The following is a 24,489-nucleotide window of genomic DNA, read 5'->3' on the forward strand; positions in this document are numbered from 1 at the left end:
AGTATAGCTGGACCAGTTCGTCGTGCGGTAGCGGGCGGGTATCGGCTTGCTCATCCGGTCTGTCTAACCGCATGGATTCACGATGTGAATCCCGCACGGTCAGAGTTGTGCAACAACGCCGGTCCTTTCTCAGATGAACCAAAGCGAGACGGCGTTGAAGACGAACCCGATGGACACGATGCCAAGCGTCACGACCCCGGTAAAGGCCACCAGCAGCGGCAGCCCGACCACGCGCCCGAGCAGGATCAGCGACGGCAGCGACAGCGCCGTCACCGCCATCGTGAAGGCCAGCACCGTGCCCAGCCCCACGCCCTTGCCCACCAGCGCCTCGGCGATCGGCAGGGTGCCGAAGATGTCGGCATACATGGGAATGCCGACCAGCACCGCCACCGGAACCGACCACCACTTGTCCTGCCCCAGCAGCGCCGAAATCACGTCGGCCGGCACCCGGTTGTGGATCGCGGCCCCGATGCCCACGCCCGCCAGCACATTGGCGCCCAGGCCCGCCCGCCCAGCATGGCGCGCGTGCGCTCGGGCGGGAAATGGCTCTGGACGTAAGAGACCGCAAGGATCAGCACCGACAAGAGGATGAAGATCTTGACCACGTCATAGACAAAAAATTGCACCGACCCGCCCAGCCGCGAGGCCGGGTCCAGCCCGATGGCCGCAACCCCTGCACCCACGAGGTCGTTGAGCCAGCTCATCCGCAGCTACTGGTCGTTCAGCCAGCCGGACACGCTCATGCGCCCCGCTCCCCCTGCCCATGCCGCGACAACCGCCCCGGGGCCGCAAGACGGGTCGGCCCGACAAGGCCCGACAGACTGGCATCGCGCATCGCTGTTCTCCGCTTCTGCCGCATCTGCGCATACCCAAGCCGCGCGTGCCGTGATCTGGATCAGGCGGCCCCCCGCCGGCGCGCCGCCGGCCGGGCCTTTCAATGCGCGGCGGCCCAGCTTGCGCCTTGCCCGGCCTCCACCACCAGCGGCACATCCAGATGCACGGCCGGCGCGGCGGCCCCTTCCATCACTGCCTTGACGCGCGCGGCCAGTTCTGCCGCCGCGGCCTCGTCCACCTCGAACAGCAGCTCGTCATGCACCTGCAACAGCATGGTCGCCGGCAGGCCCGCAATTGCCGCCGGCACCCGCACCATCGCGCGGCGGATGATATCGGCGGCCGTGCCCTGGATCGGCGCGTTGATCGCCGCGCGCCGGGCAAAGCCCGCCCCCGGCCCGCGCGCGTTGATTTCCGGGGTATGGATGCGCCGCCCGAACAGGGTTGCGACGAACCCCGTCTCCTTCGCCCCGGCCACCGTGCGGTCCATGTATTCGCGGATGCCGGGGAAACGCTCGAAATAGCGGTCGATGAACCCCTGCGCCTCGGTGCGCGGAATGCGCAGGTTGCGCGCCAGGCCAAAGCCCGAGATCCCGTAGATCACCCCGAAGTTGATCGCCTTGGCCTGCCGGCGGATCTCGGGCGTCATCTGCTCCAGCGGCACGTTGAACATTTCCGAGGCCGTCATGGCGTGAATGTCCAGCCCGTCGCGGAACGCCTGCTTCAAGGCCGGGATGCCCGCGACATGCGCCAGGATGCGCAGCTCGATCTGGCTGTAGTCCAGGCTTACCAGCACCCGCCCCGGCCCGGCCACGAAGGCCTCGCGGATGCGGCGCCCCTCCTCGGTGCGGATCGGGATGTTCTGCAGGTTGGGGTCGGTCGAGGACAAGCGCCCCGTCACCGCCCCCACCAGCGAATACGAGGTATGCACCCGCCCGGTGTCGGGGTTGATGTGGTCCTGCAGCGCATCGGTATAGGTGGACTTCAGCTTGGAAATCTGCCGCCAGTCCAGCACGCGCGCCGCCAGACGGGCGGCCTGCGGGTGGGTATCCTCCAGCGTGGCAATGTCTTCCAGCACCTCGGCGCCCGTGGCCCAGGCGCCGGTCTTGCCCTTTTCCCCGCCCGGAACGCCCATGCGCTCGAACAGGATTTCCCCCAGCTGCTTGGGGCTGCCCACGTTGAACCGCTCGCCGGCCAGGGTCTGGATCTCGTCCTCCAGCCCCGCCATCTTCTGGGCAAAGGCATTGGACATGCGCGACAGCGTATCGCGGTCCACCCGCACGCCGGCCATTTCCATCTCGGCCAGCACCGGCACCAGCGGGCGCTCCAGCGTTTCGTAAACGGTGGTCACCCGCTTGCCGTGCAGCTGCGGCCGGAACGCCTGCCACAGCCGCAGCGTCACATCGGCATCCTCGGCGGCATAGCGCGTGGCCTCGGCAATGTCGGTCCGCTCGAAGGTGATCTGCGCCTTGCCGCTGCCCAGCAACGTCTTGATCGGAACGGGCACATGGCCCAGATACCGCTCCGACAGCTCGTCCATGCCGTGGCTGTGCAGGCCCGCGAACAGCGCCGAACTCATCAGCATGGTGTCGTCGAACGGCGCCACCCGGATGCCGTGACGGGCGAGGATCTTCCAGTCGTACTTGGCGTTCTGGAAAATCTTGAGGACCGAGTCGTCCTCCAGCAGCGGCTTGAGCATCGCCAGCGCCTCGTCCAGCCCCATCTGCCCTTCGGCGCGCGCCGCCGCCCCGAACAGGTCGCCCCCGCCCGCCACATGGCCCAGCGGCACATAGGCCGCCTTTCCGGGCGCCAGCGCCAGGCTCACCCCCACCAGATCGGCGCGCATCTCGTCCAGGCTCGTGGTCTCGGTATCCACCGCGACGAAACCCTGCTCGCGTGCGGCGGCGATCCAGCCGGCCAGCGTCTGCGCATCGCGGATGGTCGCATAGGCGCCATGGTCGAAGGGCACGGCAACGCTCGCCACCTCGGGCTCGGGATGGTCGTCGCTCGCCGGGCGCGCAGCCGCCATCGCCGGCGGGTCGATCTTCAGCCGCTCGGCGATGCGCTTCGTGAGGCTGCGGAACTCCATCGCCGTCAGAAACCCCATCAGCGCCTCCGGGTCCGGCTCGCGCACCTCCAGGTCGTCCAGGCTCACCGGCAAGGGCGTGTCGTCCTTCAAGGTCACCAGCGCGCGGGACATGCGGATCTTCTCGGCATTCTCCACCAGCGCCTCGCGCCGCTTGGGCTGTTTGATCTCGCCCGCCCGCGCCAGCAGGGTGTCGAGGTCGCCGTATTCGTTGATCAGCAGCGCCGCCGTCTTCAGCCCGATCCCCGGCGCACCGGGAATGTTGTCCACCGAATCCCCGGCCAGCGCCTGCACATCCACCACGCGCGCCGGCGGCACGCCGAACTTCTCCTCCACCTCCGGCACGCCGATGGCCTTGTTCTTCATCGGGTCGAACATCTCGACCCCGTTGCCCACCAGCTGCATCAGATCCTTGTCGGAACTGATGATCGTCACCCGCCCCCCCGCCTCGCGCGCAGCCCGCGCCAGCGTGGCGATGATGTCGTCGGCCTCGTAATCCTCCACCTCGATGGTCGCCAGGTTGAAGGCCCGGCTCGCCTCGCGCGTCAGCGGGAACTGCGGGCGCAAGTCCTCGGGCGGCGGCGGCCGGTTGGCCTTGTAGTCGGGGTAGATCGCATTGCGGAACGTCTTCGACGAATGGTCGAAGATCACCGCCACATGCGTCGGCGCATCCTTGCTGCTGCCGTTCCCGTCCACATAGCGCGAGATCATGTTGCAGAACCCCGCCACCGCCCCCACCGGCAGCCCGTCGGATTTCCGCGTCAAGGGCGGCAGCGCGTGATAGGCGCGAAAGATATAGGCCGACCCGTCGATCAGATGCAGGTGATGCCCCTTGCCGAATGTCATCGCCCGACCCCTTTGCTCCGGGGCCCGCCGCCCCGCATTTTCTGTCTCGAAATATCCCGGGGGTCCGGGGGCAGCGCCCCCGGTTCCGCGCCGTCAGCCCTTGCCGGCCCGAAAGGCATCGTAGCGCGCCTTCGTCTCGGCATTCATCGGATAAAGGCCCGGCAAGGCGGCCCCCTTGCGCGCCTCCTCCATGATCCAGGCCTCCATCGCCTCCTGCTCCACCGCGGCCTCGGCCACCGCCGCCACCATGTCCTTCGGAATCGCCACCGCGCCGTCGGTATCGGCCACGATGACGTCGCCGGCAAACACCGCCACCCCGCCGCAGGCCACCGGCTCGTTCCAGCCCACGAAGGTCAGCCCGGCGATGCTGGCCGGCGCCGCCGTCCCGCGGGCCCAGACCGGCAGGCCGGTCCCCTCCACCCCGGCGAGGTCGCGCATCACCCCGTCGGTCACCAGGGCGGCCACCCGGCGCACCGCCATGCGCTGGCACAGGATATCGCCGAAGATGCCGGCATCGGTCACGCCCATCGCATCGGCCACGGCGATCGCGCCTTCGGGCATCGCCTCGATGGCGGCGCGGGTGGAAATCGGGTTGCCCCAGCTTGCGGGCGTCGCCAGATCCTCGCGCATCGGGATGAACCGCAGCGTAAAGGCCTCGCCCACCACGCGGGTGCCGCGCGCCGCCCCCGTCAGCGGCATCGCCCCGCGGATCCAGCAGTTGCGCAGGCCCTGTTTCAGCAGCACCGTGGTCAGGGTGGCCGTGGTCACGCCGTGCAAGGCGGCACGCAGGTCGGGGGTCAGGCTCATCGGGTCTTCCTTTTGCGCGGGGGGGGGGGGGGGGGCGGGGCGCTCGCGCAAAGCCTAGCGAAAGCCCGGGGCAGGGGAAAGGGTCAGCCGGTCAGATCGCGGCACAGCGCCGCGAACAGCCGCACCCCGGGGTCGATCAGATCGTCGGGGAAATCGTAATCGGGCGCGTGCAGCACCGGGCAATCCACCCCCGCCCCCAGCAGCACCATGGCCGACCGCGCGACCGTGCCAAAGCGCCCGAAATCCTCGGACGCGCGCATCGGAAAGCCGCCATCCACCCGCGCCAGCCCGCAAGCCGCCACCGCACGCTCCAGCACCGCGACTGCGGCCGGATCGTTGGTGCAGGCGGCGAAATCGTCATGCGTGCTCATCGCCACCGCCAGCCCTTCGGCCGCTGCCGCCGCCTCGACCGCCGCGCCCACTTCGGCGCGCAAGGCGGCCATCCCGGCATCGTGCAGCGTGCGCAGCGTCAACCACAGCTCGGCCTGCCCCGGCGCGATGCCAAAGGCCGGCTCCCCCAGCCGCGCATGGCACACCGTCACCAGGCGGAACCCTTCGTCCAGATCGCCCCCCGGCCCCAGCGCCATCACCTGCGGGATCAGCCGCGCCAGCGCCGGCCCCGGCGAAACCCCGGTTTCCGGGGCCGAGGCATGGGCCGTGCGCCCGGTCAGCACCACCTTCAACCCGACGCTGGCGCAGTTGGCCGGCCCCGCCTGCACGCACACCGCGCCCAGCGGCAGCCCCGGCATGTTGTGCAGCGCAAAGGCCCAGTCGGGCCGCAAGGGCGCAAAGGCCGGGTCCGCCAGCACCGCCGCAGCACCCGACCCGTCTTCCTCGGCCGGCTGGAACAGCAGCACAACGTGCCCCCGCGCCGGCGGCCGGCGCGCCAGCAGCCGCGCCAGGCCCAGAAGGATCGCGGAATGCCCGTCATGCCCGCACTGATGCCCCACGCCCGGGATGGTGGACCGCCACGGCACCGCGCCGGTTTCGGCAATCGGCAAGGCGTCCAGCTCGCAGCGCATCATCACCGTCGGCCCCGGTTCCGCCCCCGCCCAGACACCCGCCACCCCATGCCCGCCCAGGCCCGTCACCACCTGGCCGCAGCCCAGCGCGCGCAGGGCCTCGGCCACCGTCCCGGCCGTCCAGGCCTCGGCCCCCGACACCTCGGGATGCGCGTGCAGGCGGCGGCGCAAGGCGGTCAGTCGGGTCAGGTCGGCATTGGTCAGCATGGCATCCCCCGGGTTGCCCAAGGGGTGACCGACGCCTGCGCCGGGGTCAAGCGCTCAGTCGCAGCGACCATCGCCGGCGCTCGGGCCGGGGGGGCCGGAATCCCCGCCGCCCCCCCAGTCGCGGTCGAACAGGCCCATCCGCCGGCCCGAAGTGTCGATCAGCAGCCCCCCGGGCCCCGCCAGCCAGCCGGGCAGCACCCGCAACGCCAGCCCGCGCAGCAGGCGCAAGGCCACCCAGGCCCCGCCGAACAGCAGCACCAGCGGCCAGAACATCGTTTGGTAAAAGTGGGTCAGCACGGCATCCATGCGGCACAGCCTGCCGCAGGAATGCGGCATCATTCGGGCAAGGCCGGCCGGTCGCCCATCGCGTCGCGCCAGTGCCGGCGGCACAGGCTGACATAGGTTTCGTTGCCGCCCACCAGCACCTGCGCGCCTTGCTTCAGCGGCTGGCCGTCGGGGCCCAGGCGCACCACCATCGTGGCCTTCTTGCCGCAATGGCAGATGGTGCGCACCTCGCGCATCTCGTCGGCCAGGGCCAGCAGCGCGGCCGAGCCCGGAAACAGGTCGCCCCGGAAATCCACCCGCAGGCCATAGCACATCACCGGCACGCCCAGGTCGTCCACCGCCTGCGCCAGCTGCCAGACCTGCGCGCGCGTCAGGAACTGCGCCTCGTCCAGGAAAATGCAATCGACATGGCCGCGGTCCAGCCGGGCCGCAACCCGCGCGAACATGTTGTCGCCTTGGGCAAAGGTTTCGGCCGGTTCGGCAATGCCGATGCGGCTGGCGATGCGCCCTGCGCCCGCGCGGGTGTCCAGCTGCGCCGTCAGCAGCCAGGGCACCATGCCGCGCTCGCGGTAGTTGTGCGCTGCCTGCAACAGCAGCGTCGATTTGCCCGCGTTCATGGTGGAATAGTGGAAATAGAGCTTGGCCATGCGCGCACCGTTACCGGGCGCCGGTGCCGCCGGCAAGACGCCCGCGGCGGGAACCCGGCGGGAAACACGGCCCCCGGCGGGCACCATCCCGGCCGGAAAGGCGCCAGCCGGAAAGACCCCGGCCGGAACCACCCGCTTGGGGAACGACCCCGCGCGCAACACCCCGCGCGCAACACCCCGCTGGCACCCGCCGCCCGGAACCGGGTCCGCCGCGCGGCCGGTAGCCCGGCCGTCCCGCAAGGGACTGCGGCGCGACGAACCCCCACCCATTGCCGGTGCTGGGGACACCGACCACTGGTTACCGCACAAGGGGCCAAGGCCCGATGCCGACCTTACCCGCGCCGGGTTTTCATCCGATTAACGGGCACCTGCACGGCCCCCGGCCCCCGGCGCGGCGGGGCGGGGTTGCGGGGGGCTTTCGTCAGTTGGCCGGCCGGCGCGGCGGGCGGGCGCCGCCGCCTTCGGCACGGCGGTTCGGCTGGCCTTGCGGGCGCGGGGCCTGCGGCCTGGCCTTGGCGGGCTGGTCGCCGGCGCGCGGGGCGGGCTTGCCGCCGCGCGGGCCTTGCGCCTGCGGCTTGGCCGCCGCCGCGCCTTCGGCGGGCTTGGCGCCCGGGCGCGCCGCGGCCTTGGGCGGCCGCGGTCTGGCCCCGCCCTGTTCCTGGCCGGGGCGGCGCGGCGCGTGCGTGGGCCGGGCGACCCCGCCGGCGTGCGGGGTGCCGCCGATCACCGGAATCGGCTGGCCGGTCACCTTTTCCACGGCGCGCAATTCCTCCATCTCGGCGGGCGCGCAGAAGGCCACCGCCTTGCCGGATGCCCCGGCCCGCGCCGTGCGCCCGATGCGGTGCACGTAGTTGTCCGGCACGTTCGGCAGGTCGTAGTTGTAGACATGGCGCACCAGCGGAATGTCGATGCCTCGCGCGGCCACATCGGTGGCCACCAGCACATCCAGCTCGCCGTTGCGGAAGGCGGCCAGCGTGCGCTCGCGGTGGTTCTGGCTCTTGTTGCCGTGGATCGACCCGGCCGAAAAGCCCCAGGACACCAGCAGCTTCATCAGCTTTTCCGCGCCGTGCTTGGTGCGGTTGAACACCAGCGCCGCCTCGCCGGGGTGTTGCAGCAGGTAGGTCTCCAGCAGCCTGGCCTTGTCGCCCTGGTTGACGAAATGCACCGCCTGGTCGATGCGGTCGGCCGTCTTGCCCGGCGGGTTCACCGCCACCTTCACCGGGTCGCGCAGGTATTCCGCGGCCAGCTCGTCGATCAGCTTGGGCATGGTGGCCGAAAACATCAGCGTCTGGCGCTTCAGCGGCAGATGGCGCGCGATCTTGCGCAGCAGGTGGATGAAGCCCATGTCCAGCATCTGGTCGGCCTCGTCCAGCACCAGATAGCCGGTGGCATCCAGCGTCAGCGCGCGGCGTTCCAGCAGGTCGATCAGCCGGCCCGGGGTGGCCACCAGCACATCGGCGCCGCGCGCCAGCGCCTCGGCCTGCTTGTTCAGCGAGGCGCCGCCGATCACCTTGAGCACCTTCACCGAGGTGCCGCGGGTGAACTGCATCAGGTGGTCGGCGATCTGGCCCACCAGCTCGCGCGTGGGCGCCAGGATCAGCGCGCGCACCGTGCGCGGCGCCGGCGGGTGGCCCAGCCCCAGAATCCGGTTCAGCAGCGGCAGGCCGAAGGCCGCCGTCTTGCCGGTGCCGGTCTGCGCCAGGCCCATCAGGTCGCGGCCCTTCAGCACTTCGGGAATGGCCTGCACCTGGATCGGCGTCGGGGTGGTGAACTGCAGGCGCTCCAGCGCCTTGAGAAGATTGGGCGCAAGGCCCAGGTCGGCAAAGGTGGTCATGTCGGCTCCGTCCCCCGTCCGGGGGCGCAACAAGGGAACACCGGCAGACGACGCCAGGGCGAATGCCCGGGCGCTTGCCGGTTTCGGTGCCCCTGCGTGATGGTGGGAACCTTGCCTGTGCCCGATCGGTGCTCACGCGGCACGGGGCTGACAGACGCCTTGCACATGGGGCCTGCGCCGCCCGATGTCAAGCCGCACCGGGCCCCCAGGCCAGATCCAGCGCGGTTTCGCCGACATCGACGCGGGCCGGCCCGGGGCCGTTCATCAGCTCGCGCCGCAACAGGCCGAACTGCACCTGCGGCGCGGTCAGCGCCTGCGCCGCCGCCGCATCGGTCAACAGCGCCCACAGCCCCGGCTCCACCTTCAGCCGCCGCCCGGCGGCCTGCGCCGTCCACACCGGCCCCTCGCGCCCGACCCGGATCGTGCCGCCAAAGGGCAGCGCGCTTTCCAGGCACAACAGCGCCAGGAACGCCCGCCGCACCTCGGCCCGCGGCAAGTCGCCCGTGACCTGCCAGTCCACCGCCAGCCGCCCGCCATCGGTCCAGTCGCGCAGCAGCCCGAGGATTTCCGGCCGCCCCATGCGCTGTTCGCCCCCCGACACGCCAAAGGCCACCCGCAGAAACCGGATGCGCGCCTGGGCGCTGGCCACGCTTTGCGCGATCAGCGCCACCTCGGGGCGCGCCGCCCCGCCATCGAGCATCAGGAGCTCCACCCCGTTGCCGATGGCGCCCAAAGGGCTGATAAGGTCATGGCAGATGCGCGACCCCAGCAGGGCCGCAAGATCTGGATCGTCCGACACGTCGTCCCCTTTCGTCACCGGAGCCTCGCCTTGCGCCACCTGAACGACATGCTGGAACCCGGAATGCTGGTCGTGCACCCCGCGCACCCCGAATGGGGGCTGGGGCAGGTGCAATCGAACATCGGCGGCCGGGTCACGGTAAACTTCGAACACGAAGGCAAGGTCGTGCTGATGTCCGAATACGTGACGCTGACGCCGGTTTACCGCTGAACACACCGCAAGATAGCGCAGCCTTCGCAGAATGCAACCTGGGGTCGGATTCGGTTGCAATGCCCGGCGGCGATGCTAAAAGCCGCTTGCCGCCGGGCTGCCCGGCCCAAGCCCGGACCGACCTCGCCCATGACGCCGACCGAGCCGCATTTCACCCTGCGACTGGCCCGCGACGACCGCGACCTGCGCGCGGCGCAGCGCCTGCGCTACGAGGTGTTCGTGGCCGAGCTGGGCGGCGATGGCCCGATGGTCGATCACGCCGCGCGGCTGGAGGCCGACCGCTTCGACCCCTATTTCGACCACCTCCTGCTCATCGACACCCGGCGCGACGGCGACCGGCTGGAAGACGTGGTCGGCGTCTACCGCCTGTTGCCTTGCGACCGGGTCGCGGCGGCCGGGGGCTTTTACTCCGAAACCGAATACGACCTGACGCGGCTCAAGGCCTCGGGGCGGCGGCTGCTGGAACTGGGCCGGTCCTGCGTGCACCGCGACTACCGCGGCGGCACGGCGATGTATCACCTGTGGAACGCGCTGGCCGATTATGTCCTCGACCGCCAGATCGAGGTGATGTTCGGCACCGCCAGCTTTCACGGCACCGATGTTGCCGCCTTGCGCGCGCCGCTGGCCTATCTGTTCCACCACCATCTGGCGCCGCCCGACCTGCGCGTGGTCGCCCGCCCGCCGCACCGGCTGGACATGAACCTGCTGCCCCCCGACCGGATCGACCGCCGCGCCGCAATGGCCGCCACCCCCGCGCTCATCAAGGCCTATCTGCGGCTGGGCGGCTTTGTCGGCGATGGCGCCTGGATCGACCACGATTTCAACACCACCGACGTCTGCCTGCTGATGGACACCGGCCGCATGTCCGAAAAGCACCGCCAGTATTACCAGCGCAAATCCGGGGGCGCGGCGTGACGATGCTGTGGCCGGGCGCCGGGGACGACCCCGGGGGCGGGCGCATCGGGCCGCTCGGGTGGCTGCGGGCCCTCGCGCGCGGGCTGGTGCTGGGCGGCGTCACCTTCGGCTGCCTCGGGTTGCTGCTGCTGGTGCGGCTGGCGGAACGCCCGCTGTTCGGCCTGCAACGCCCGCTGACGCCGCATATCACGCAGTTCGTCTGCCGCTCGGCCTTTCGCATCATGGGCATGCGGTTCGTGGTGCGCGGCCGCCCGATGCCGCACCGCGGCGCCGTGGTGGCCAACCACGCCAGCTGGCTCGACATCTTCGCCCTGAACGCGCCGCAGCGCATCTACTTCGTCTCGAAATCCGAGGTGGCCGGCTGGCCCGGCATCGGCTGGCTGGCGCGCGCCACCGGCACGGTGTTCATCCAGCGCAAGGGCGCGCAGGCGCTGGCGCAAAAGAATCTGTTCGAGGCCCGCCTTCGCGCCGGGCACAAGCTTCTGTTCTTTCCCGAAGGCACCTCGACCGACGGGCTGCGCGTGCTGCCCTTCAAGTCCACCCTGTTCGCGGCCTTCTTTGCCGACGGGCTCGACCGCATCCTGTGGGTGCAGCCGGTGACGCTGATCTACACCGCCCCCGCCGGCGAAGACCCCCGCTTCTACGGCTGGTGGGGCGACATGGAGTTCGGCTCCCACCTGCTCAAGACCCTCGCCGTGCGCCGCCCCGGCGGGGTCGAGGTGGTGTTCCACGACCCCGTGCGCGTGGCCGACTTTGCCGACCGCAAGGCCCTGGCCGCCCATTGCGAGGCCGCGGTTCGCAGCGCCTTTCCCGGCGCGGCCTCGGGCGCCGCAGCGGCCGTTCCCGCCGGCGCCGCAGCGGCCAGCGACTGACATATCTCCGCCTCCCGAACCAACCGCAACACCGCAGGTCTGGCAGGGGGGCGATGGCGCGGCGCGCGGTCGGCCCCCGGCCTGCGCAGCGCGTGGCGGCGCGCCGAAGGCGCCGGTCGGGGGCGGGCGTGCCATCCCCCGGGAATCGTTGAGGTTTCAACACGTTCCCCCGGCAGCACCTGCCGCGTCGCCGCGCCCCTGGGTGCGGCAGAACCCATCTCCGGCGGCGCGGCGCAGGCCGCCCGACCACCGGCCTGCCGTCTCTTGCACCGGCGCCCGCCCGCGCCCGCGCCCGCGCCCGCGCGCAAGGCGCCGTCGGCTGGCGCGACCCGGCAAGGCCCTGCGCCACCGGCACCACGGGCGCCGGGGCGCCGCCCTCGGGCAACAACCGCGTCACGGCTGGCCCGCCGGGCACCGGCAGCGCCACGCCGGCGCGCAAGGCCCCCAGGTGCCAGACCGCCGGCCCCCCTCCGCCCGCCGCCGCGGCCCCCTCGGCCGCGCCGGGTCCGGTCATTCGTCAAGCCTCCCTTGGCGCCAGTCCGAACCGCACCCCCCCCGAGGCCCGGAGCGGCGGGGGGGGGCGCCAGGGGCGGCATCCGGCCTGCGCGGCGCCCCGGCAAAAGATCGGGCCGATCCTCGGCCGGTCGGCGCGGCACGCTCTGCCAGAGGCTGGCGCGGGCGGGGCGGCCGCGTGCGGCATCGGTGCCCGCGGATGGCACTGCCGGGCGCTCGTGCGCGGTCCGGGCGCCGGGCTCGGGGGGCGGCCCGGGGTCTTGCCCGCGGGCGGGCCGGCACGCCCATGTCCGGGGCCGACCTCGGCGCAAACCCGGGCCGGGCGGCGCACGCCGGCGCCTCGCCCGGCATCCTTCGTCGCAGTCCGCCAGCCGCCGGACCAGACCGCCGCGACACGCCCTTCTCCGCCCGCCGGCACCACCCCCCCCACCGCCGCCCCGCACCCGCCACCGCCGCCCGCCTAGGCCTCACGCCCCCTGCCGCACCAGCGCGCTGCCCCCCTTTCACCTTGCCACAAATATCCCGGGGGCCCGGGGGCAGCGCCCCCGGACGCCAGCCACCCCGGACACCGGCAAGGCTCAACCCGTCCCCGTCGCCTCAGGGCCGACATGCGGTTTAGCGCCCCCATGCCCCGTGGCACCGCCGCGCGCAGGCGACCGCCAGGGGCCTTCGGCGCCCGCGCCTGCCCAGGCGGGCCCGGCCGGCGCCAAAGCTCCCTTCGCGCCCCCGACCGCATCGCCCGGCGAAGGAACGACCGCCCCCGCAAGACCTCGGGCCGGAAAACCCCGGCGCAGGCGCAGGCCTGCGACCATGCAGCCGCAGGGCGGGGATGTGTTGACAATTCGTTAAAACGGCCGCGCAAGCCATTGATATCTTTGACGCGCAGAAATGTCCCTCGCAGGGACATTCGCCCGGGCGGCGGGGGCCTCAGCCCCAGTCCAGCACCACCTTGCCCGATTTGCCCGACCGCATCACCTCGAAGGCTTCGGCAAAGCGGTCGGCCGGAAAGCGGTGGGTGATGACGCGGCGCACGTCCAGGCCGTTTTCCAGCATGGCGATCATCTTGTACCAGGTCTCGAAGATTTCCCGGCCATAGACGCCCTTGATGGTGATGGCCTTGAACACGATCCGCGACCAGTCCACCGGCGACTTGCCGGGCGGAATGCCCAGCAGCGCGATCTTGCCGCCCATCACCAGGCTTTCCACCATCTGGTCCAGCGCCTGCTGGTTGCCCGACATCTCCAGCCCCACGTCGAAGCCCTGCTGCATCTTCAGCCGGGCCATCACCGCGCGCAGATCCTCCTGCGCCACGTTCACCGGGATCACGTCGGCCACCTCGGCCGCCAGCGCCAGCCGGTCGGGGTTGATGTCGGTGATGACCACATGCCGCGCGCCCACGTGCCGCGCCACCGCCCCTGCCATGATCCCGATGGGCCCCGCCCCGGTGATCAGCACGTCCTCGCCCACGAGGTCGAAGGACAGCGCGGTATGCACCGCATTGCCCAGCGGGTCGAGGATGGCGCCGATCTCGTCGGGGATGCTGTCGGGCAGCGGCACCACGTTGAAGGCCGGCAGCCGCAGGTATTCGGCAAAGGCGCCGGGTTCGTTCACGCCGATGCCGCGCGTCTCGGGGTCGAGGTGGAACTTGCCGGCGCGGCTCTGGCGCGAATGCCGGCCGATCAGGTGGCCTTCGCCCGAACAGCGCTGCCCCACCGCCAGATCGGTGACGTTGGCCCCCAGCGCCACGATCTCGCCGGCGAACTCGTGCCCGGTGACCAGCCCCAGCGGCACCGTCCGCGCCGCCCAGTCGTCCCAGTTCCAGATGTGGATGTCGGTGCCGCAGATGCCGGTCTTGCGGACGCGGATCAGCACGTCGTCGGGCCCCGGCTCGGGGATGGGCCGGTCGTCCTGCCACAGGCCGATCTCGGGGTGCAGCTTGGCAAGCGTCTTCATGGGGTATCCTCCCAAAGATCGGTGGACAGGTATTTCAGCCCGGAATCGCAGACGACGAAGGCTACGGTGCCGCCGCGTTCGGGGCCTTGCAGCAGTTGAACGGCGGCGGCGAGGTTGGCGCCGGCGGAAAACCCGCCGAAGATGCCTTCATGCCGCGCCAGCAGGCGCGCCATGGCGCGCGCCTGGTCGCCGCCGACCGTCAGATACCCGGCCAGCGGCGCGCCGTGCAGGTGCGCCAGATCGGCCATCAGATAGCCGCCGCCCTGGATCGGATGGTCCGGGTGGCCGGTATCGCCCCGCGCCAGCGCGGCGGCACCCGCCGGCTCTACCGCGTAGGCGCGCACGCCCCGCGGGGCCAGCGCCCGCGCGACGCCCCCCAGCGTGCCGCCCGACCCGGCAAAGTCGCAGAACGCGGTGATGGTGCCGCCCGACTGCGCCCAAAGCTCGGCCGCGGTGCCCTGTTCGTGCGCGGCGGGGTTGCCGGGGTGGCGGAACTGGTCGGCCCGAAAGGCGCCCCGCGCGGCGGCGATCGCGCGGGCCTCGGCCTCGACCAGGGCCAGATCGGCGCCGGTGACGCGGCCGGGCACCCCGCCCGGGGCCTGCGGCACCAGCACCACCTCGGCCCCCAGCGCCGCCATCATCCGCGCGCGCTCGCGCGAGTTGCCCGCACTCATCACTGCGACGAAGGGGTGGCCCAGAACCCCGCAGCAGATCGCAAGCCCGGTGCCCATGTTGCCCGAGGTCAGCTCGACCACCGTCTGGCCCGGTTGCAGGCTGCCGTCGGCCCGCGCGGCCTGCAGGATGGCGCGCGCGGCGCGGTCCTTTTTCGAAAAGCCGGGCAGCAGCAGGTCCAGCTTGGCCAGCAGCCGGCCTTGCAGGCCCAGCCGCGCCGCAAGCCGGTCCAGCGCGACCAGGGGCGTATTGCCGATGGCGTGGGTGACGTCGGGCAGGATCACAGCGCACCCGTGGCGCGGCCGGCGGCGCGGAAGGCGTCGAGCGCGAAATCCAGGTCGTCGCGGGTCAGCGCGGCGTTCATCTGGGTGCGGATGCGGGCCTGGCCCTGCGGCACGACCGGGTAGAAGAACCCCGCGACATAGACCCCGCGGGCGTCGAGTTCGGCCGCCATCGCCTGCGCCAGCCGCGCATCGCCCAGCATCACCGGGATGATCGGGTGGTTGCCGGGCCGCAGCGCAAAGCCCGCGTCGGTCAGCCCGGCGCGCCAGTAGGCGGCGTTATCGAACAGGCGGGCGCGCAGGTCGTCGGCCTGTTCCACGAGGTCGAGCGCGGCCAGCGCCGCGCCGGTGATCGCCGGGGGCAGGGCGTTGGAAAACAGGTAAGGCCGTGCCCGCTGGCGCAACAGGTCGATCACCGGCTGCGGCCCGGCGATGTAGCCGCCCAGGGCGCCGCCCAGGGCCTTGCCCAGCGTGCCGGTCAGGATATCGGCGCGCAGGCCGAAATGCGCCGGCGTGCCGCGCCCTTGCGGGCCGATGAAGCCGGTGGCGTGGCAATCGTCCACCATCAGCAGCGCACCGTGACGGTCGGCCAGCGCGCGGATGCCCGGTAGCGGGGCGAGGGTGCCATCCATGGAAAACACGCCGTCGGTGGCGACCATCACGAAGCGCGCGCCATCGGCCCGGGCCTGCTGCAACTGGCGTTCCAGATCGGCCAGGTCCGACGTGGCATAGCGATAGCGCCGCGCCTTGGACAGGCGGATGCCGTCGATGATGCTGGCGTGGTTCAGCGCGTCGGAAACCACGGCGTCCTCGGGGCCCAGCAGAGGCTCGAACAAGGCGCCGTTGGCATCGAAACAGGCGGCAAAGGTGATGGCGTCGTCGGTGCCGAGGAAGCGCGCCAGACGCTGTTCCAGCGCGCGGTGCAGGTCTTGCGTGCCGCAGATGAAGCGCACCGAGGCAAGGCCGTAGCCGTGGCTGTCCATCGCCTGTTTCGCGGCGGCGATCAGCGCAGGGTGATCGGCGAGGCCGAGGTAGTTGTTGGCGCAGAGGTTCACCGCCGAGCGCCCGCCGGCCAGCCGCACGCGCCCGCCTTGCGGCCCGAGGATCTGGCGTTCGCGTTTGTAGAGCCCTTCGGATTCGATCCCGCGCAGGGTTTCGGCGAGGTGGGCGAGGAAGATGGATTCCGTCATGGTGGATAGCCTCCGATTTGGCGGAATATGGCGCGGCGCGGCGTGCATGTCAATATGGCGGAAGATATCCGCTGAAACGGATACAGGCGCCGGCCCCGCGGCGGGCGGTGCAGCGGGCGGACCGGGCCGCCGGCCACCTCAGGCGCCTTGCACGATCAGCAGCGCCCGCGCCGGGCCGCCGGTCGATTCGATCCGGTGCGGGCGGTCGGCGGGGTAGCGCGCGGTATCGCCGGGGTGGAGCAGTTCGGCCGCATCGCCGCTGGCGACGTGCAGGGAGCCGGCGATCACCGTCAGGTGTTCGCGCCAGCCGGGGCCGTGCGCCTCGGACACGAGGCGGCCGCCGGGCGCGAAATCGAGGTCGTAGACCTCGTGGCTGCCGGCGGTTTCGGGCGGGGAAAGGATGCGGATCGTCACCCCGGTGCCGCGCCCGGCGATGGTGGGGGCGGCGGCGGCGCGCACCACCTCGATCGCGGGGGGGGCGGGGGCATCGAGCAGGCCGGCGAAATCCACCTGCAAGGCTCGGGTCAGGTTCCACAGTGTGGCCACCGTGGGCGAGGATTCGCCGCGTTCGATCTGGCTGACCATCGAGCGCGACACGCCCGACAGTTTCGCCACCGCATCGAGCGACAGGCCGCGGGCGCGGCGGGCCTCGCGCAGGGCGGTGGCAAGGCGGGCGGTGATGTCGGGCTGGTCGGTCATCGGGCGGTCCGGGGCGAGGCGGCGGACCGGGGGCTTCGCGCCCCCGGACCCCCGCGGGATATTTGGATCAAGGTGAAAGCAGGGTTGGGCTTGCGCGGGCCGCTGTCAACTGCCGCCTTGGCGACGGGCGCGCTGGCGGGCGAACCAGTCGAGCCGTTTGCGCAACTCGCGTTCGAAGCCGCGTTCGGGCGGGTTGTAGAAGGCGGGGCGCGGCAGGCCGTCGGGGAAGTAGTTCTGCCCGGAAAAGCCGTCTTCGGCGTCGTGGTCGTAGGCGTAGCCTTCGCCGTAGCCGAGGGATTGCATCAGTTTCGTCGGCGCGTTCAGGATGTGTTTCGGCGGCGCAAGGCTGCCGGTGTCGCGCGCGGCCTTGCGGGCGGATTTCCAGGCGGCATAGACGCCGTTCGACTTGGGCGCCAGCGCGAGGTAGACCACGGCGTTGGCAAGGGCCAGTTCGCCTTCGGGGCTGCCGAGCCTTTCGTAGCTGTTCCAGGCGTCGAGGCAGAGGCCCTGGGCCTGCGGATCGGCGAGGCCGATATCCTCGACCGCCATGCGGGTCAGGCGGCGGGCGAGGAAACGCGGGTCTTCGCCGCCTTCGAGCATGCGGGCGAACCAGTAGAGGGCGGCGTCCGGGTCGGAGCCGCGCACCGATTTGTGCAAGGCGGAGATGAGGTTGTAATGTTCCTCGCCCGACTTGTCGTATTTCGCGGCGCGGCGCATGAGCCGGTTGGCGAGGGCCGCGCGGTCGAGCGGCGGGCCGCGGTGGGTGGCCACCTGTTCGATCAGGTTCAAGAGCGCACGCCCGTCGCCATCGGCCATGCCGAGCAGTGCGGCGCGCGCGTCGGCGGTCAGGGGCAGGGGGGCGCCCAGTTCGGCCTCGGCGCGGGCGGCGAGGCGGTCGAGGTCGTCGGGCGAGAGCCGGTCGAGCACGATGACCTGGGCGCGGCTGAGCAGCGCCGCGTTCAGTTCGAAGGACGGGTTTTCGGTGGTGGCGCCGACCAGCACGAGGGTGCCGTCTTCCATGTGGGGCAGGAAGCCATCCTGCTGCGCCTTGTTGAAGCGGTGGATTTCGTCGACGAACAGCAGGGTGCCGCGGCCCTGGGCGCGGCGCAGGCGGGCGGCCTCGAACACCTTGCGCAGGTCGGGGACGCCGGTGAAGATGGCGCTGATCTGGACGAAGGCGAGGTCGGTGCCATCGGCCAGCAGGCGGGCGATGGTGGTCTTGCCCACGCCGGGCGGGCCCCACAGGATGAGGCTGGAGAGCCGCCCGGCCGCCAGCATGGCGCCAAGCGGGCCGTCGGGGGCGAGGGCGGCGGCCTGGCCGATCACCTGATCCAGCGCGGTCGGCCGCAGCCGGTCGGCCAGCGGGCGCGGGGCAGAGGGGCCCGCGGCGGGGGTATCGAACAGATCGCTCATGCCGGGCAGGATAGGCCGCGCCGTGCCGATGGGGAAGGGCGCGCCGCGCCGGGGGGGGGAAGGGTGCGTGGTCAGCGCCCCAGCCGGCGGGTGATGCGGGCGGCCTTGCGCGCCATCTTGGCGGTTTCGCGGCCCTTGTTGGCCAGGTGGCGTTCGGCCTCGGTCATCTGGCCCTTGGGCTTGCCTTTGCCGGCCACGGTGTCGATGCCCTTGTTGAGGCCCCAGTTGACGGCGCGGCGCAGGAAGATGCGGCTGATGGTGTTGACGATCTGGTCGAAGTTCATGGCGGGTCTCGCGGTTGGGGTCAGGTCGGCGGGGGTCAGGTCTGGAACAGGTCGGATTGCCCGGGATCGGGCAGGTCGTCGTCGTCGGCGGCGGGCGCACTGCCCGGCATGGCGCGGGAATCGAGCAGGCCCGCCGCGCGCAGTTCGCGCAGGCCGGGCAGGTCGCGGGCGGATTCGAGGCCGAAATGGTCGAGGAACCGTTCGGTGACCACGAAGGTGACGGGCCGCCCCGGCGACATCCGCCGCCGTCCGAGCCGGACCCATTCGAGGTCGAGCAGCTGGTCGATGGTGCCGCGCGAGACGGCGACGCCGCGGATCTCCTCGATTTCGGCGCGGGTCACCGGCTGATGGTAGGCGATGATCGCCAGCGTTTCGATGGCGGCCCGGCTGAGCTTGCGGATTTCCACCTGTTCGTTGCGCATCAGGTGGCCGAGGTCGGGCGCGGTGCGAAAGGCGTAAGCATCGCCCACGCGCACCACGCGCACGCCGCGGCCTTCGTAGCGGCGGCGCAGGTGGGCCAGCGCCTCGGCCGCGTCGCAGCCCGGCGGCAGGCGGCGCGACAGTTCGGCCACGGTGACGGGTTCGAAGGCGGCGAACAGGATCGCCTCGACCATGCGTTCCTGTTCCGCCATCGGCGGGGCGGCGAACAGCGATGGGGCATCGTCGGTGCGGGTCATGCCGGTTTCACGCGCAGGCGCAAGGGGGCGAAGGTTTCGGTCTGGCTGAGCTGGACGGCACCTTGTTTGGCCAGTTCCAGCGCGGCGGCAAAATGCGCCGCCGTGGCCGAGCGCCGGCGCATCGGGTCGCCTTGCCAGTCGTCGGGCAGAAAGGACATCAGCGTCACCCAGTCGCCGGCATAGCCAAGGAGGCCGCGCAGCCGGTCCAGCGCCTGTTCCATCGTGTAGACGTTCTTGCGGTCGAAGGCATAGGGGCGGAATTCGTCGCGGGTGCGGATGCGGGCATAGGCCTGCATCAGGTCGAGCAGCGTGGCGGTGTGCTGCACGGTGCGCAGCTGGGCGATGCCTTCGGGCGCGCCGCGGGCAAAGAAATCGCGCCCCAGCTGGTCGCGGGCCATCAGGTTGGCCGCCGCCTCGCGCATGGCTTGCAGCCGTTCCAGCTGCCAGGCGAGATGCGCGGCCAGATCCTCGGCGCTGGGGCCGGGTTCTTCGGGGTCGGGCGGCAGCAGCAGGCGGGATTTCAGGTAGGCCAGCCAGGCCGCCATCACCAGATAGTCGGCGGCGAGTTCGATGCGCAGGTCGCGCGCGCGGGTGACGAAGGCGAGGTATTGTTCGGCCAGTTGCAGCACCGAAATCCGCCGCAGATCGACCTTTTGCGTGCGCGAGAGCGTGAGCAGCAGGTCGAGCGGCCCTTCGAACCCGTCCACGTCCACGATCAGTGCCTCGGCCGCCAGGCGGTCGGGCACCGAAAGGGCAGGGCCCTCGGGGAACAGGTCGCTGTCAGCCATGAGCGGCGTCGGGGTGGCCTTGGGTCATGGCGGCAAGGTCGGCGGCAAGGGCCGCGAAGTCAACGGATTCGGAGGGCCGGCGCGCGGCAAGTGCGGCCTCGCAGCGCGAAAGCGCCGGTCCGGCCAGCGGGCCGGCCCCGGCGGCGGCGGCGGCAAAGCCGGCGAGATCGTCGTTGCAGTGCAGCACCAGGTCGCAGCCTGCCGCGATGGCGCGGGCGGCGCGGTCGCGGATCGGGCCGGCCAGCGCGCCCATGCCGATGTCGTCGGTCATGATCGCGCCGCCAAAGCCCCAGTCGCCCCGGATCATGGCGAGGGCCGCCGGGTTCATGGTGGCGGGCGCCTCGCCCAGCCAGGGCAGGCGGATATGGGCGGTCATGCCCAAGGGCAGATCGGCCAGCGCGCGGAACGGCGCGAAATCGGTGGCATCGAGCGCGGCGCGCGGCTGGTCGATCAGCGGGGTTTCCTTGTGGCTGTCCCGGGTGGCGCGCCCGTGGCCCGGCATGTGCTTGACCACCGGCAGAACCCCGCCCGCAAGCAGGCCGCCGGCCAGCGCGCGGGCGTGGGCGGCAACCTGCGCGGCCGTCGTGCCCATGCAGCGGTTGCGCAGGAAGGGGTGGGTTTCGGGCCAGGCGATATCGGCGCAGGGGGCGAAATTGCCGTCGATACCCACGGCGCGCAGTTCGGCCGCCAGCATCCGGCCGGCCAGCGCAAAGGCCAGCGGGCCGGACGGCGCGAGATCCAGCATGGCGGGGTATTCGTGCCAGTGGGGTGCGCGCAGCCGTTGCACACGCCCGCCTTCCTGATCGACGAAGATCGGCGCCTCGCGCCCCAGCGCCGCGCGCAGATCGCCTGTCAGGCGCCGCAACTGGGCGGGGTTTTCGACGTTGCGCGCAAACAGCACGAGGCCCCAGGGCGCCGCATCGCGCAGGAAGGCGGCCTCGTTGGCGCCCAGCACCGTGCCTTGCACGCCCAGGATGCAGGCCGAAAGGCTCACCTTGTGGTGACCGGGATGCAGCGCAGGTCGCCCGCCTCGATCGCGGAGCAGAACCGGCGGCTGTCGTCCTCGGTTTCGAAGCCCTGGACCCGCAGCCGGTAGAAGGTGCGCCCGACCGAGGTTGCAGGCTGGATCACCCGGGCCTTGCCTTCGAACAGGGCGGCGTGGCGGGTGGCGATGCGATCCCATTCGCGGCGCGCGGTTTCGGGGTCGTCGAAGGCGCCGATCTGCGCCAGCCGGGTCCCGGGGGGCAGGCTTTCGGGGGCGCGTTCCACCGCCGCGGGGGCAAGCGCGGCCGAAAGGGTGGTGGCGTTGGTCAGCACCCCGGCATCGGCGGAGCGCGCCGGGCGCGGCATGGGGCGGGGTGACTGGCGCAAGGCGCCGGGCGGCAGGTCCACCGGCTCGGGCTCGGCGGCGGCCTCTGGCGCCAGGGCTTCGGCGGCGGCTTGCCGGGCCAGTTCCTCGGCCAGGGCCAGGGTGCGGGCCAGCGTATCGGCCTCGGACACGGGCAGGGGCGCGGCGGCGCCGATGCCGGGGGCATCGTCGCTTTCCAGATCCAGCGGAGGCTCGGCCAGGCGAATGCGCTCGGGCACCTCGCCGGCGGTGCCTTCGGCGGCGATGCGGTTGACCGACAGGCCGACATGGGCGGCGACCTTGCCCCCGGGCGATTCCGGGGCGATGCGGATCGGCCCTTCCATCGCCTGGATGACCGGCACGCCATGCGCATCGCGAACCGCAAGCCGGTAGCCCCAGACCGCAGCCCCGGCCACCACCGCAACCGTGGTCAGCGCAGCGGCGATGTTCACCGCCTGCATCAGCCGCGCGCCGCGCGGCGCCCTCGTGACGAACGAGTCGTATTGTGCCTCTGCCATGCCCTGCTCCGCCGTGCGGGTCGCCCCGCACATGCCTTGGCGCGGGTGGCCCCGCGCTTGCCTGTATCTGCCGGGCGCGGCGCCTGTGGATCAGCGCATTTCTTCGACCGGCCTGACACCCAGAATAGCAAGACCGGCGCGAATGACAACGCCCGTTGCCCGGGCGAGGGCGATTTTCGCCTGTGTCGTGGCGGAATCGTCCTGGACAAAGCGCAAGGCCGGGTCGTCGTTGCCGCGATTCCAGAAACCGTGGAAGTCGGAGGCCAGTTCGTAAAGATAGAAGGCGACCCGGTGCGGTTCATTGGCGCGCGCCGCAATCTCGACCAGGCGCGGCCATTCAGCCAGCTTGGCGATCAGCGCAAGTTCCGCCGGATGCGACAGCGCGGCCTTGTCGGCGGCCATCAGCGCCTGGTCCGACACGTCGACCTGCGCCTCGGCGGCCTTGCGCAGCACCGAATGCACGCGGGCATTGGCGTATTGCACGTAGAACACCGGGTTGTCCTTTGACTGTTCCAGCACCTTGGCAAAGTCGAAGTCCAATGCCACGTCGTTCTTGCGGGTCAGCATGATGAAGCGGGTCACGTCGGCGCCCGCCTCCTCGACCACGTCGCGCAGGGTGACGAAGGTGCCGGCGCGCTTGGACATCTTGAACGGCTCGCCGTTCTTCCACAGCTTGACCAGCTGGATCAGCTTGATGTCCAGCGGCACGCGGCCGCCCGACAGGGCCGACACGGCGGCCTTCATCCGCTTGACATAGCCGCCGTGGTCGGCGCCGAAGATGTCGATCAGCTCGTCGAAGCCGCGCTGCACCTTGTCGTAGTGATAGGCGATGTCGGGGGCGAAATAGGTCCAGCCGCCATCGGACTTGCGCACGGGGCGGTCCACGTCGTCGCCGTGCAGGGTGGAGCGGAACAGGGTCTGTTCGCGGGGTTCCCAGTCTTCGGGGGTCTTGCCCTTGGGCGGTTCCAGCACGCCTTCGTAGATCAGGCCCTGGGCGCGCAGCGCCTCGAGCGCGGCCTCGATCTTGCCGGTGCCGTAGAGCGCCTTTTCGCTGGAATAGACGTCCATCTGCACGCCCAGGGCCGCAAGATCGGCCCGGATCATCGCCATCATCATGTCGGTGGCAAAGTCGCGCACATCGGCCAGCCAGACGGATTCGGGCTTGTCCAGCAGGCTGTCGCCGTATTTCGCCTTCAGCGCCTCGCCCACGGGGATCAGGTAGTCGCCGGGGTAGAGGCCTTCGCGGATTTCGGGGTTCAGGCCATGCGCTTCGCGGTAGCGTTCGTAGGCCGAACGCGCCAGCACATCGACCTGCGCGCCGCCGTCGTTGATGTAGTATTCGCGTGTGACCCGCCAGCCGGCAAAGGCCAGCAGGTTCGACAGCGCGTCGCCCACCACCGCGCCGCGGACGTGGCCCACATGCATCGGGCCGGTGGGGTTGGCCGAGACGAATTCCACGTTTACCGCACGGCCGTTGCCGATGGACGACCGGCCATAGCCGGTGCCGGCGTGCAGGATTTCGTTGACATGCGCCTGCCAGACCTGCGGCGCCAGGCGCAGGTTCAGAAAGCCGGGGCCGGCCACCTCGGCGCTGGCGATGCGCGGGTCGGCGGCCAGGCGGGCGGCCAGCGCCTCGGCGATGCTGCGGGGGGGCTTGCCGGCGGGCTTGGCCAGCACCATCGCGGCATTGGTGGCCATGTCGCCATGCGCCGGGTCGCGCGGCGGTTCCACCGCAATGGCGGTGCGGTCCAGACCGGCGGGCAGGGTGCCTTCGGTTTCCAGCGTATCCAGCGCGGCCAGAACGGCCGTGCGCAGTTGATCGAACAGGTTCATCGGATCCATCCTCGGGATTGCGCGGGTGTAGCGCGGCGGGGCCCAAAGGGCAACCGGGGCTTGGTGCCGATGCGGCGCTGGCCCCTTGCAGCGCACGCGCCCCCGCGCCACTGTGGCCGCCAACAGGGAGACCGCGATGATCCATCCTTTGAACCCCGCGATGGCCGCCACCTTTGCCCCCCCGGTGATGGAGGCGCGGCGCTGGCTGACCGAAACCGCGCTGCCCCCCGGGCTTGGCCTTGTCAACGTCAGCCAGGCGGCGCCGGTCGATCCGCCGCCGCTGGGTCTGCGCCAGGCGATTGCCGAGGCGGCGCTGGGCAACGATGCGGCGCATCTTTACGGCCCGGTGCTGGGCCTGCCGGAGTTGCGGGCCGAAATCGCCGCGCAATGGTCGGCAGGCTATGGCGGCACGGTGCAGCCCGCGCAGGTGGCGATCACGCAAGGCTGCAACCAGGCGTTCTGTGCCGTGATGGCGACGCTGGCCGGGGCCGGGGACGAGGTGATCTTGCCGACACCGTGGTATTTCAACCACAAGATGTGGCTGGACATGCAAGGCGTGGCCTCCGTGCCCTTGCCGACCGGCGAAGGCCTGATCCCCGATGCCGACCATGCCGCCGCGCTGATCGGCCCGCGCACGCGCGCCATCGTGCTGGTCAGCCCCAACAACCCGGGCGGGGCGGAATACCCGGCCGAAACGCTGGCGGCCTTTTACGACCTGGCGCGCGCCCGCGGGCTGGCGCTGATCGTGGACGAAACCTACCGCGATTTCGACAGCCGCCCCGGCCGCCCGCACGCGCTGTTCGCCGACCCCGACTGGGCCGATACTCTGATCCAGCTTTACCAGGCTGCTGAAGAAGTCCACGAGGCGGAACAGTTTTCCCTCTGTTTGGGCGGCAGCGGTGAGCGTCGTGCTGGTCGAGGCGAGGTATGGGTGCCCGATGCCACCCCTCGTCGTCATG

General features: G+C 71.3%; 24 protein-coding genes. 4 read left to right on the forward strand and 20 right to left on the reverse strand.

Annotated features, from left to right (window positions below):
- Positions 1–129 precede the first annotated feature (129 nt).
- The 9 genes from ACK4S2_RS11920 to ACK4S2_RS11960 form a co-directional block, all read right to left on the reverse strand.
- Entirely contained in the window at positions 130–477 is a 348-nt protein-coding gene (locus ACK4S2_RS11920; protein ID WP_409624467.1) for a permease, read from the reverse strand.
- Positions 432–704, reverse strand: coding sequence for a hypothetical protein (locus tag ACK4S2_RS11925; protein WP_409624470.1), 273 nt, complete (start codon positions 702–704; stop codon positions 432–434). Before ACK4S2_RS11925 ends, ACK4S2_RS11920 begins: the two co-directional genes overlap by 46 nt.
- A gap of 230 nt (positions 705–934) precedes the next feature.
- Complete coding sequence (polA, locus tag ACK4S2_RS11930; RefSeq protein WP_409624473.1) at positions 935–3,763, reverse strand: DNA polymerase I; 2,829 nt, start codon at positions 3,761–3,763, stop codon at positions 935–937.
- 93 nt (positions 3,764–3,856) lie between these two features.
- A complete protein-coding gene (locus ACK4S2_RS11935; RefSeq protein ID WP_409624476.1) occupies positions 3,857–4,570 on the reverse strand; it encodes a ribonuclease activity regulator RraA in 714 nt (237 codons plus the stop codon).
- 83 nt (positions 4,571–4,653) lie between these two features.
- Positions 4,654–5,799, reverse strand: a complete 1,146-nt coding sequence (locus ACK4S2_RS11940; RefSeq protein ID WP_409624479.1) for an amidohydrolase — start codon at positions 5,797–5,799, stop codon at positions 4,654–4,656.
- A gap of 54 nt (positions 5,800–5,853) precedes the next feature.
- A complete protein-coding gene (locus tag ACK4S2_RS11945) occupies positions 5,854–6,105 on the reverse strand; it encodes a hypothetical protein (protein WP_409624482.1) in 252 nt (83 codons plus the stop codon).
- A gap of 29 nt (positions 6,106–6,134) precedes the next feature.
- On the reverse strand, positions 6,135–6,731 hold the full coding sequence (locus ACK4S2_RS11950) for a thymidine kinase (RefSeq protein WP_409624485.1): 597 nt from the start codon (positions 6,729–6,731) through the stop codon (positions 6,135–6,137).
- Positions 6,732–7,152: 421 nt separating this feature from the next.
- Positions 7,153–8,565: a DEAD/DEAH box helicase gene (locus tag ACK4S2_RS11955; RefSeq protein WP_409624488.1), complete on the reverse strand. Its 1,413-nt coding sequence runs from the start codon at positions 8,563–8,565 to the stop codon at positions 7,153–7,155.
- Between the two features lie 187 nt (positions 8,566–8,752).
- Positions 8,753–9,364 (reverse strand): histidine phosphotransferase family protein, encoded by a 612-nt coding sequence (locus ACK4S2_RS11960; protein WP_409624491.1) that lies wholly within the window; start codon positions 9,362–9,364, stop codon positions 8,753–8,755.
- Positions 9,365–9,394: 30 nt separating this feature from the next.
- Between ACK4S2_RS11960 and ACK4S2_RS11965 the strand changes: the two genes are divergently transcribed.
- The 3 genes from ACK4S2_RS11965 to ACK4S2_RS11975 all read left to right on the forward strand — a co-directional run bounded on the left by ACK4S2_RS11965 (position 9,395) and on the right by ACK4S2_RS11975 (position 11,361).
- Positions 9,395–9,574 carry a DUF3553 domain-containing protein gene (locus tag ACK4S2_RS11965; protein WP_409624494.1) on the forward strand — a complete coding sequence of 60 codons (180 nt, stop codon included), beginning with the start codon at positions 9,395–9,397 and terminating at the stop codon, positions 9,572–9,574.
- A 129-nt stretch (positions 9,575–9,703) separates the two neighbouring features.
- Positions 9,704–10,489: a GNAT family N-acetyltransferase gene (locus tag ACK4S2_RS11970; RefSeq protein ID WP_409624497.1), complete on the forward strand. Its 786-nt coding sequence runs from the start codon at positions 9,704–9,706 to the stop codon at positions 10,487–10,489.
- A gap of 2 nt (positions 10,490–10,491) precedes the next feature.
- Positions 10,492–11,361, forward strand: a complete 870-nt coding sequence (locus ACK4S2_RS11975; RefSeq protein WP_409624534.1) for a lysophospholipid acyltransferase family protein — start codon at positions 10,492–10,494, stop codon at positions 11,359–11,361.
- Between the two features lie 1,440 nt (positions 11,362–12,801).
- Here ACK4S2_RS11975 and tdh read toward each other — a convergent pair.
- The 11 genes from tdh to argS all read right to left on the reverse strand — a co-directional run bounded on the left by tdh (position 12,802) and on the right by argS (position 23,530).
- Positions 12,802–13,827, reverse strand: a complete 1,026-nt coding sequence (gene tdh, locus ACK4S2_RS11980) for an L-threonine 3-dehydrogenase (RefSeq protein WP_409624500.1) — start codon at positions 13,825–13,827, stop codon at positions 12,802–12,804.
- Complete coding sequence (locus tag ACK4S2_RS11985; RefSeq protein WP_409624503.1) at positions 13,824–14,783, reverse strand: PLP-dependent cysteine synthase family protein; 960 nt, start codon at positions 14,781–14,783, stop codon at positions 13,824–13,826. The genes tdh and ACK4S2_RS11985 overlap by 4 nt, the downstream gene beginning before the upstream one ends.
- Positions 14,780–15,970: a glycine C-acetyltransferase gene (locus ACK4S2_RS11990; RefSeq protein ID WP_409624506.1), complete on the reverse strand. Its 1,191-nt coding sequence runs from the start codon at positions 15,968–15,970 to the stop codon at positions 14,780–14,782. The genes ACK4S2_RS11985 and ACK4S2_RS11990 overlap by 4 nt, the downstream gene beginning before the upstream one ends.
- A gap of 138 nt (positions 15,971–16,108) precedes the next feature.
- Positions 16,109–16,669 carry a helix-turn-helix domain-containing protein gene (locus ACK4S2_RS11995; RefSeq protein WP_409624509.1) on the reverse strand — a complete coding sequence of 187 codons (561 nt, stop codon included), beginning with the start codon at positions 16,667–16,669 and terminating at the stop codon, positions 16,109–16,111.
- A 105-nt stretch (positions 16,670–16,774) separates the two neighbouring features.
- Positions 16,775–18,082 (reverse strand): replication-associated recombination protein A, encoded by a 1,308-nt coding sequence (locus ACK4S2_RS12000; RefSeq protein ID WP_409624511.1) that lies wholly within the window; start codon positions 18,080–18,082, stop codon positions 16,775–16,777.
- A gap of 71 nt (positions 18,083–18,153) precedes the next feature.
- Positions 18,154–18,366, reverse strand: a complete 213-nt coding sequence (locus tag ACK4S2_RS12005) for a hypothetical protein (RefSeq protein WP_409624514.1) — start codon at positions 18,364–18,366, stop codon at positions 18,154–18,156.
- Between the two features lie 35 nt (positions 18,367–18,401).
- A complete protein-coding gene (gene scpB, locus ACK4S2_RS12010; RefSeq protein WP_409624516.1) occupies positions 18,402–19,043 on the reverse strand; it encodes an SMC-Scp complex subunit ScpB in 642 nt (213 codons plus the stop codon).
- Entirely contained in the window at positions 19,040–19,831 is a 792-nt protein-coding gene (locus tag ACK4S2_RS12015) for a segregation and condensation protein A (protein ID WP_409624519.1), read from the reverse strand. The genes scpB and ACK4S2_RS12015 overlap by 4 nt, the downstream gene beginning before the upstream one ends.
- On the reverse strand, positions 19,824–20,825 hold the full coding sequence (locus ACK4S2_RS12020) for a glycoside hydrolase family 3 N-terminal domain-containing protein (RefSeq protein WP_409624522.1): 1,002 nt from the start codon (positions 20,823–20,825) through the stop codon (positions 19,824–19,826). Before ACK4S2_RS12020 ends, ACK4S2_RS12015 begins: the two co-directional genes overlap by 8 nt.
- Complete coding sequence (locus tag ACK4S2_RS12025; RefSeq protein ID WP_409624525.1) at positions 20,822–21,697, reverse strand: SPOR domain-containing protein; 876 nt, start codon at positions 21,695–21,697, stop codon at positions 20,822–20,824. Before ACK4S2_RS12025 ends, ACK4S2_RS12020 begins: the two co-directional genes overlap by 4 nt.
- A 90-nt stretch (positions 21,698–21,787) precedes the next feature.
- Positions 21,788–23,530: an arginine--tRNA ligase gene (gene argS / locus ACK4S2_RS12030; RefSeq protein WP_409624528.1), complete on the reverse strand. Its 1,743-nt coding sequence runs from the start codon at positions 23,528–23,530 to the stop codon at positions 21,788–21,790.
- Positions 23,531–23,666: 136 nt separating this feature from the next.
- Here argS and ACK4S2_RS12035 point away from each other — a divergent pair.
- Positions 23,667–24,489, forward strand: an 823-nt coding sequence (locus ACK4S2_RS12035) for an aminotransferase class I/II-fold pyridoxal phosphate-dependent enzyme (protein WP_409624531.1), incomplete at its 3' end; no start/stop codon positions are given.

The organism is Gemmobacter sp. (assembly GCF_046292685.1).
Taxonomy (GTDB): Bacteria; Pseudomonadota; Alphaproteobacteria; order Rhodobacterales; family Rhodobacteraceae; genus Wagnerdoeblera.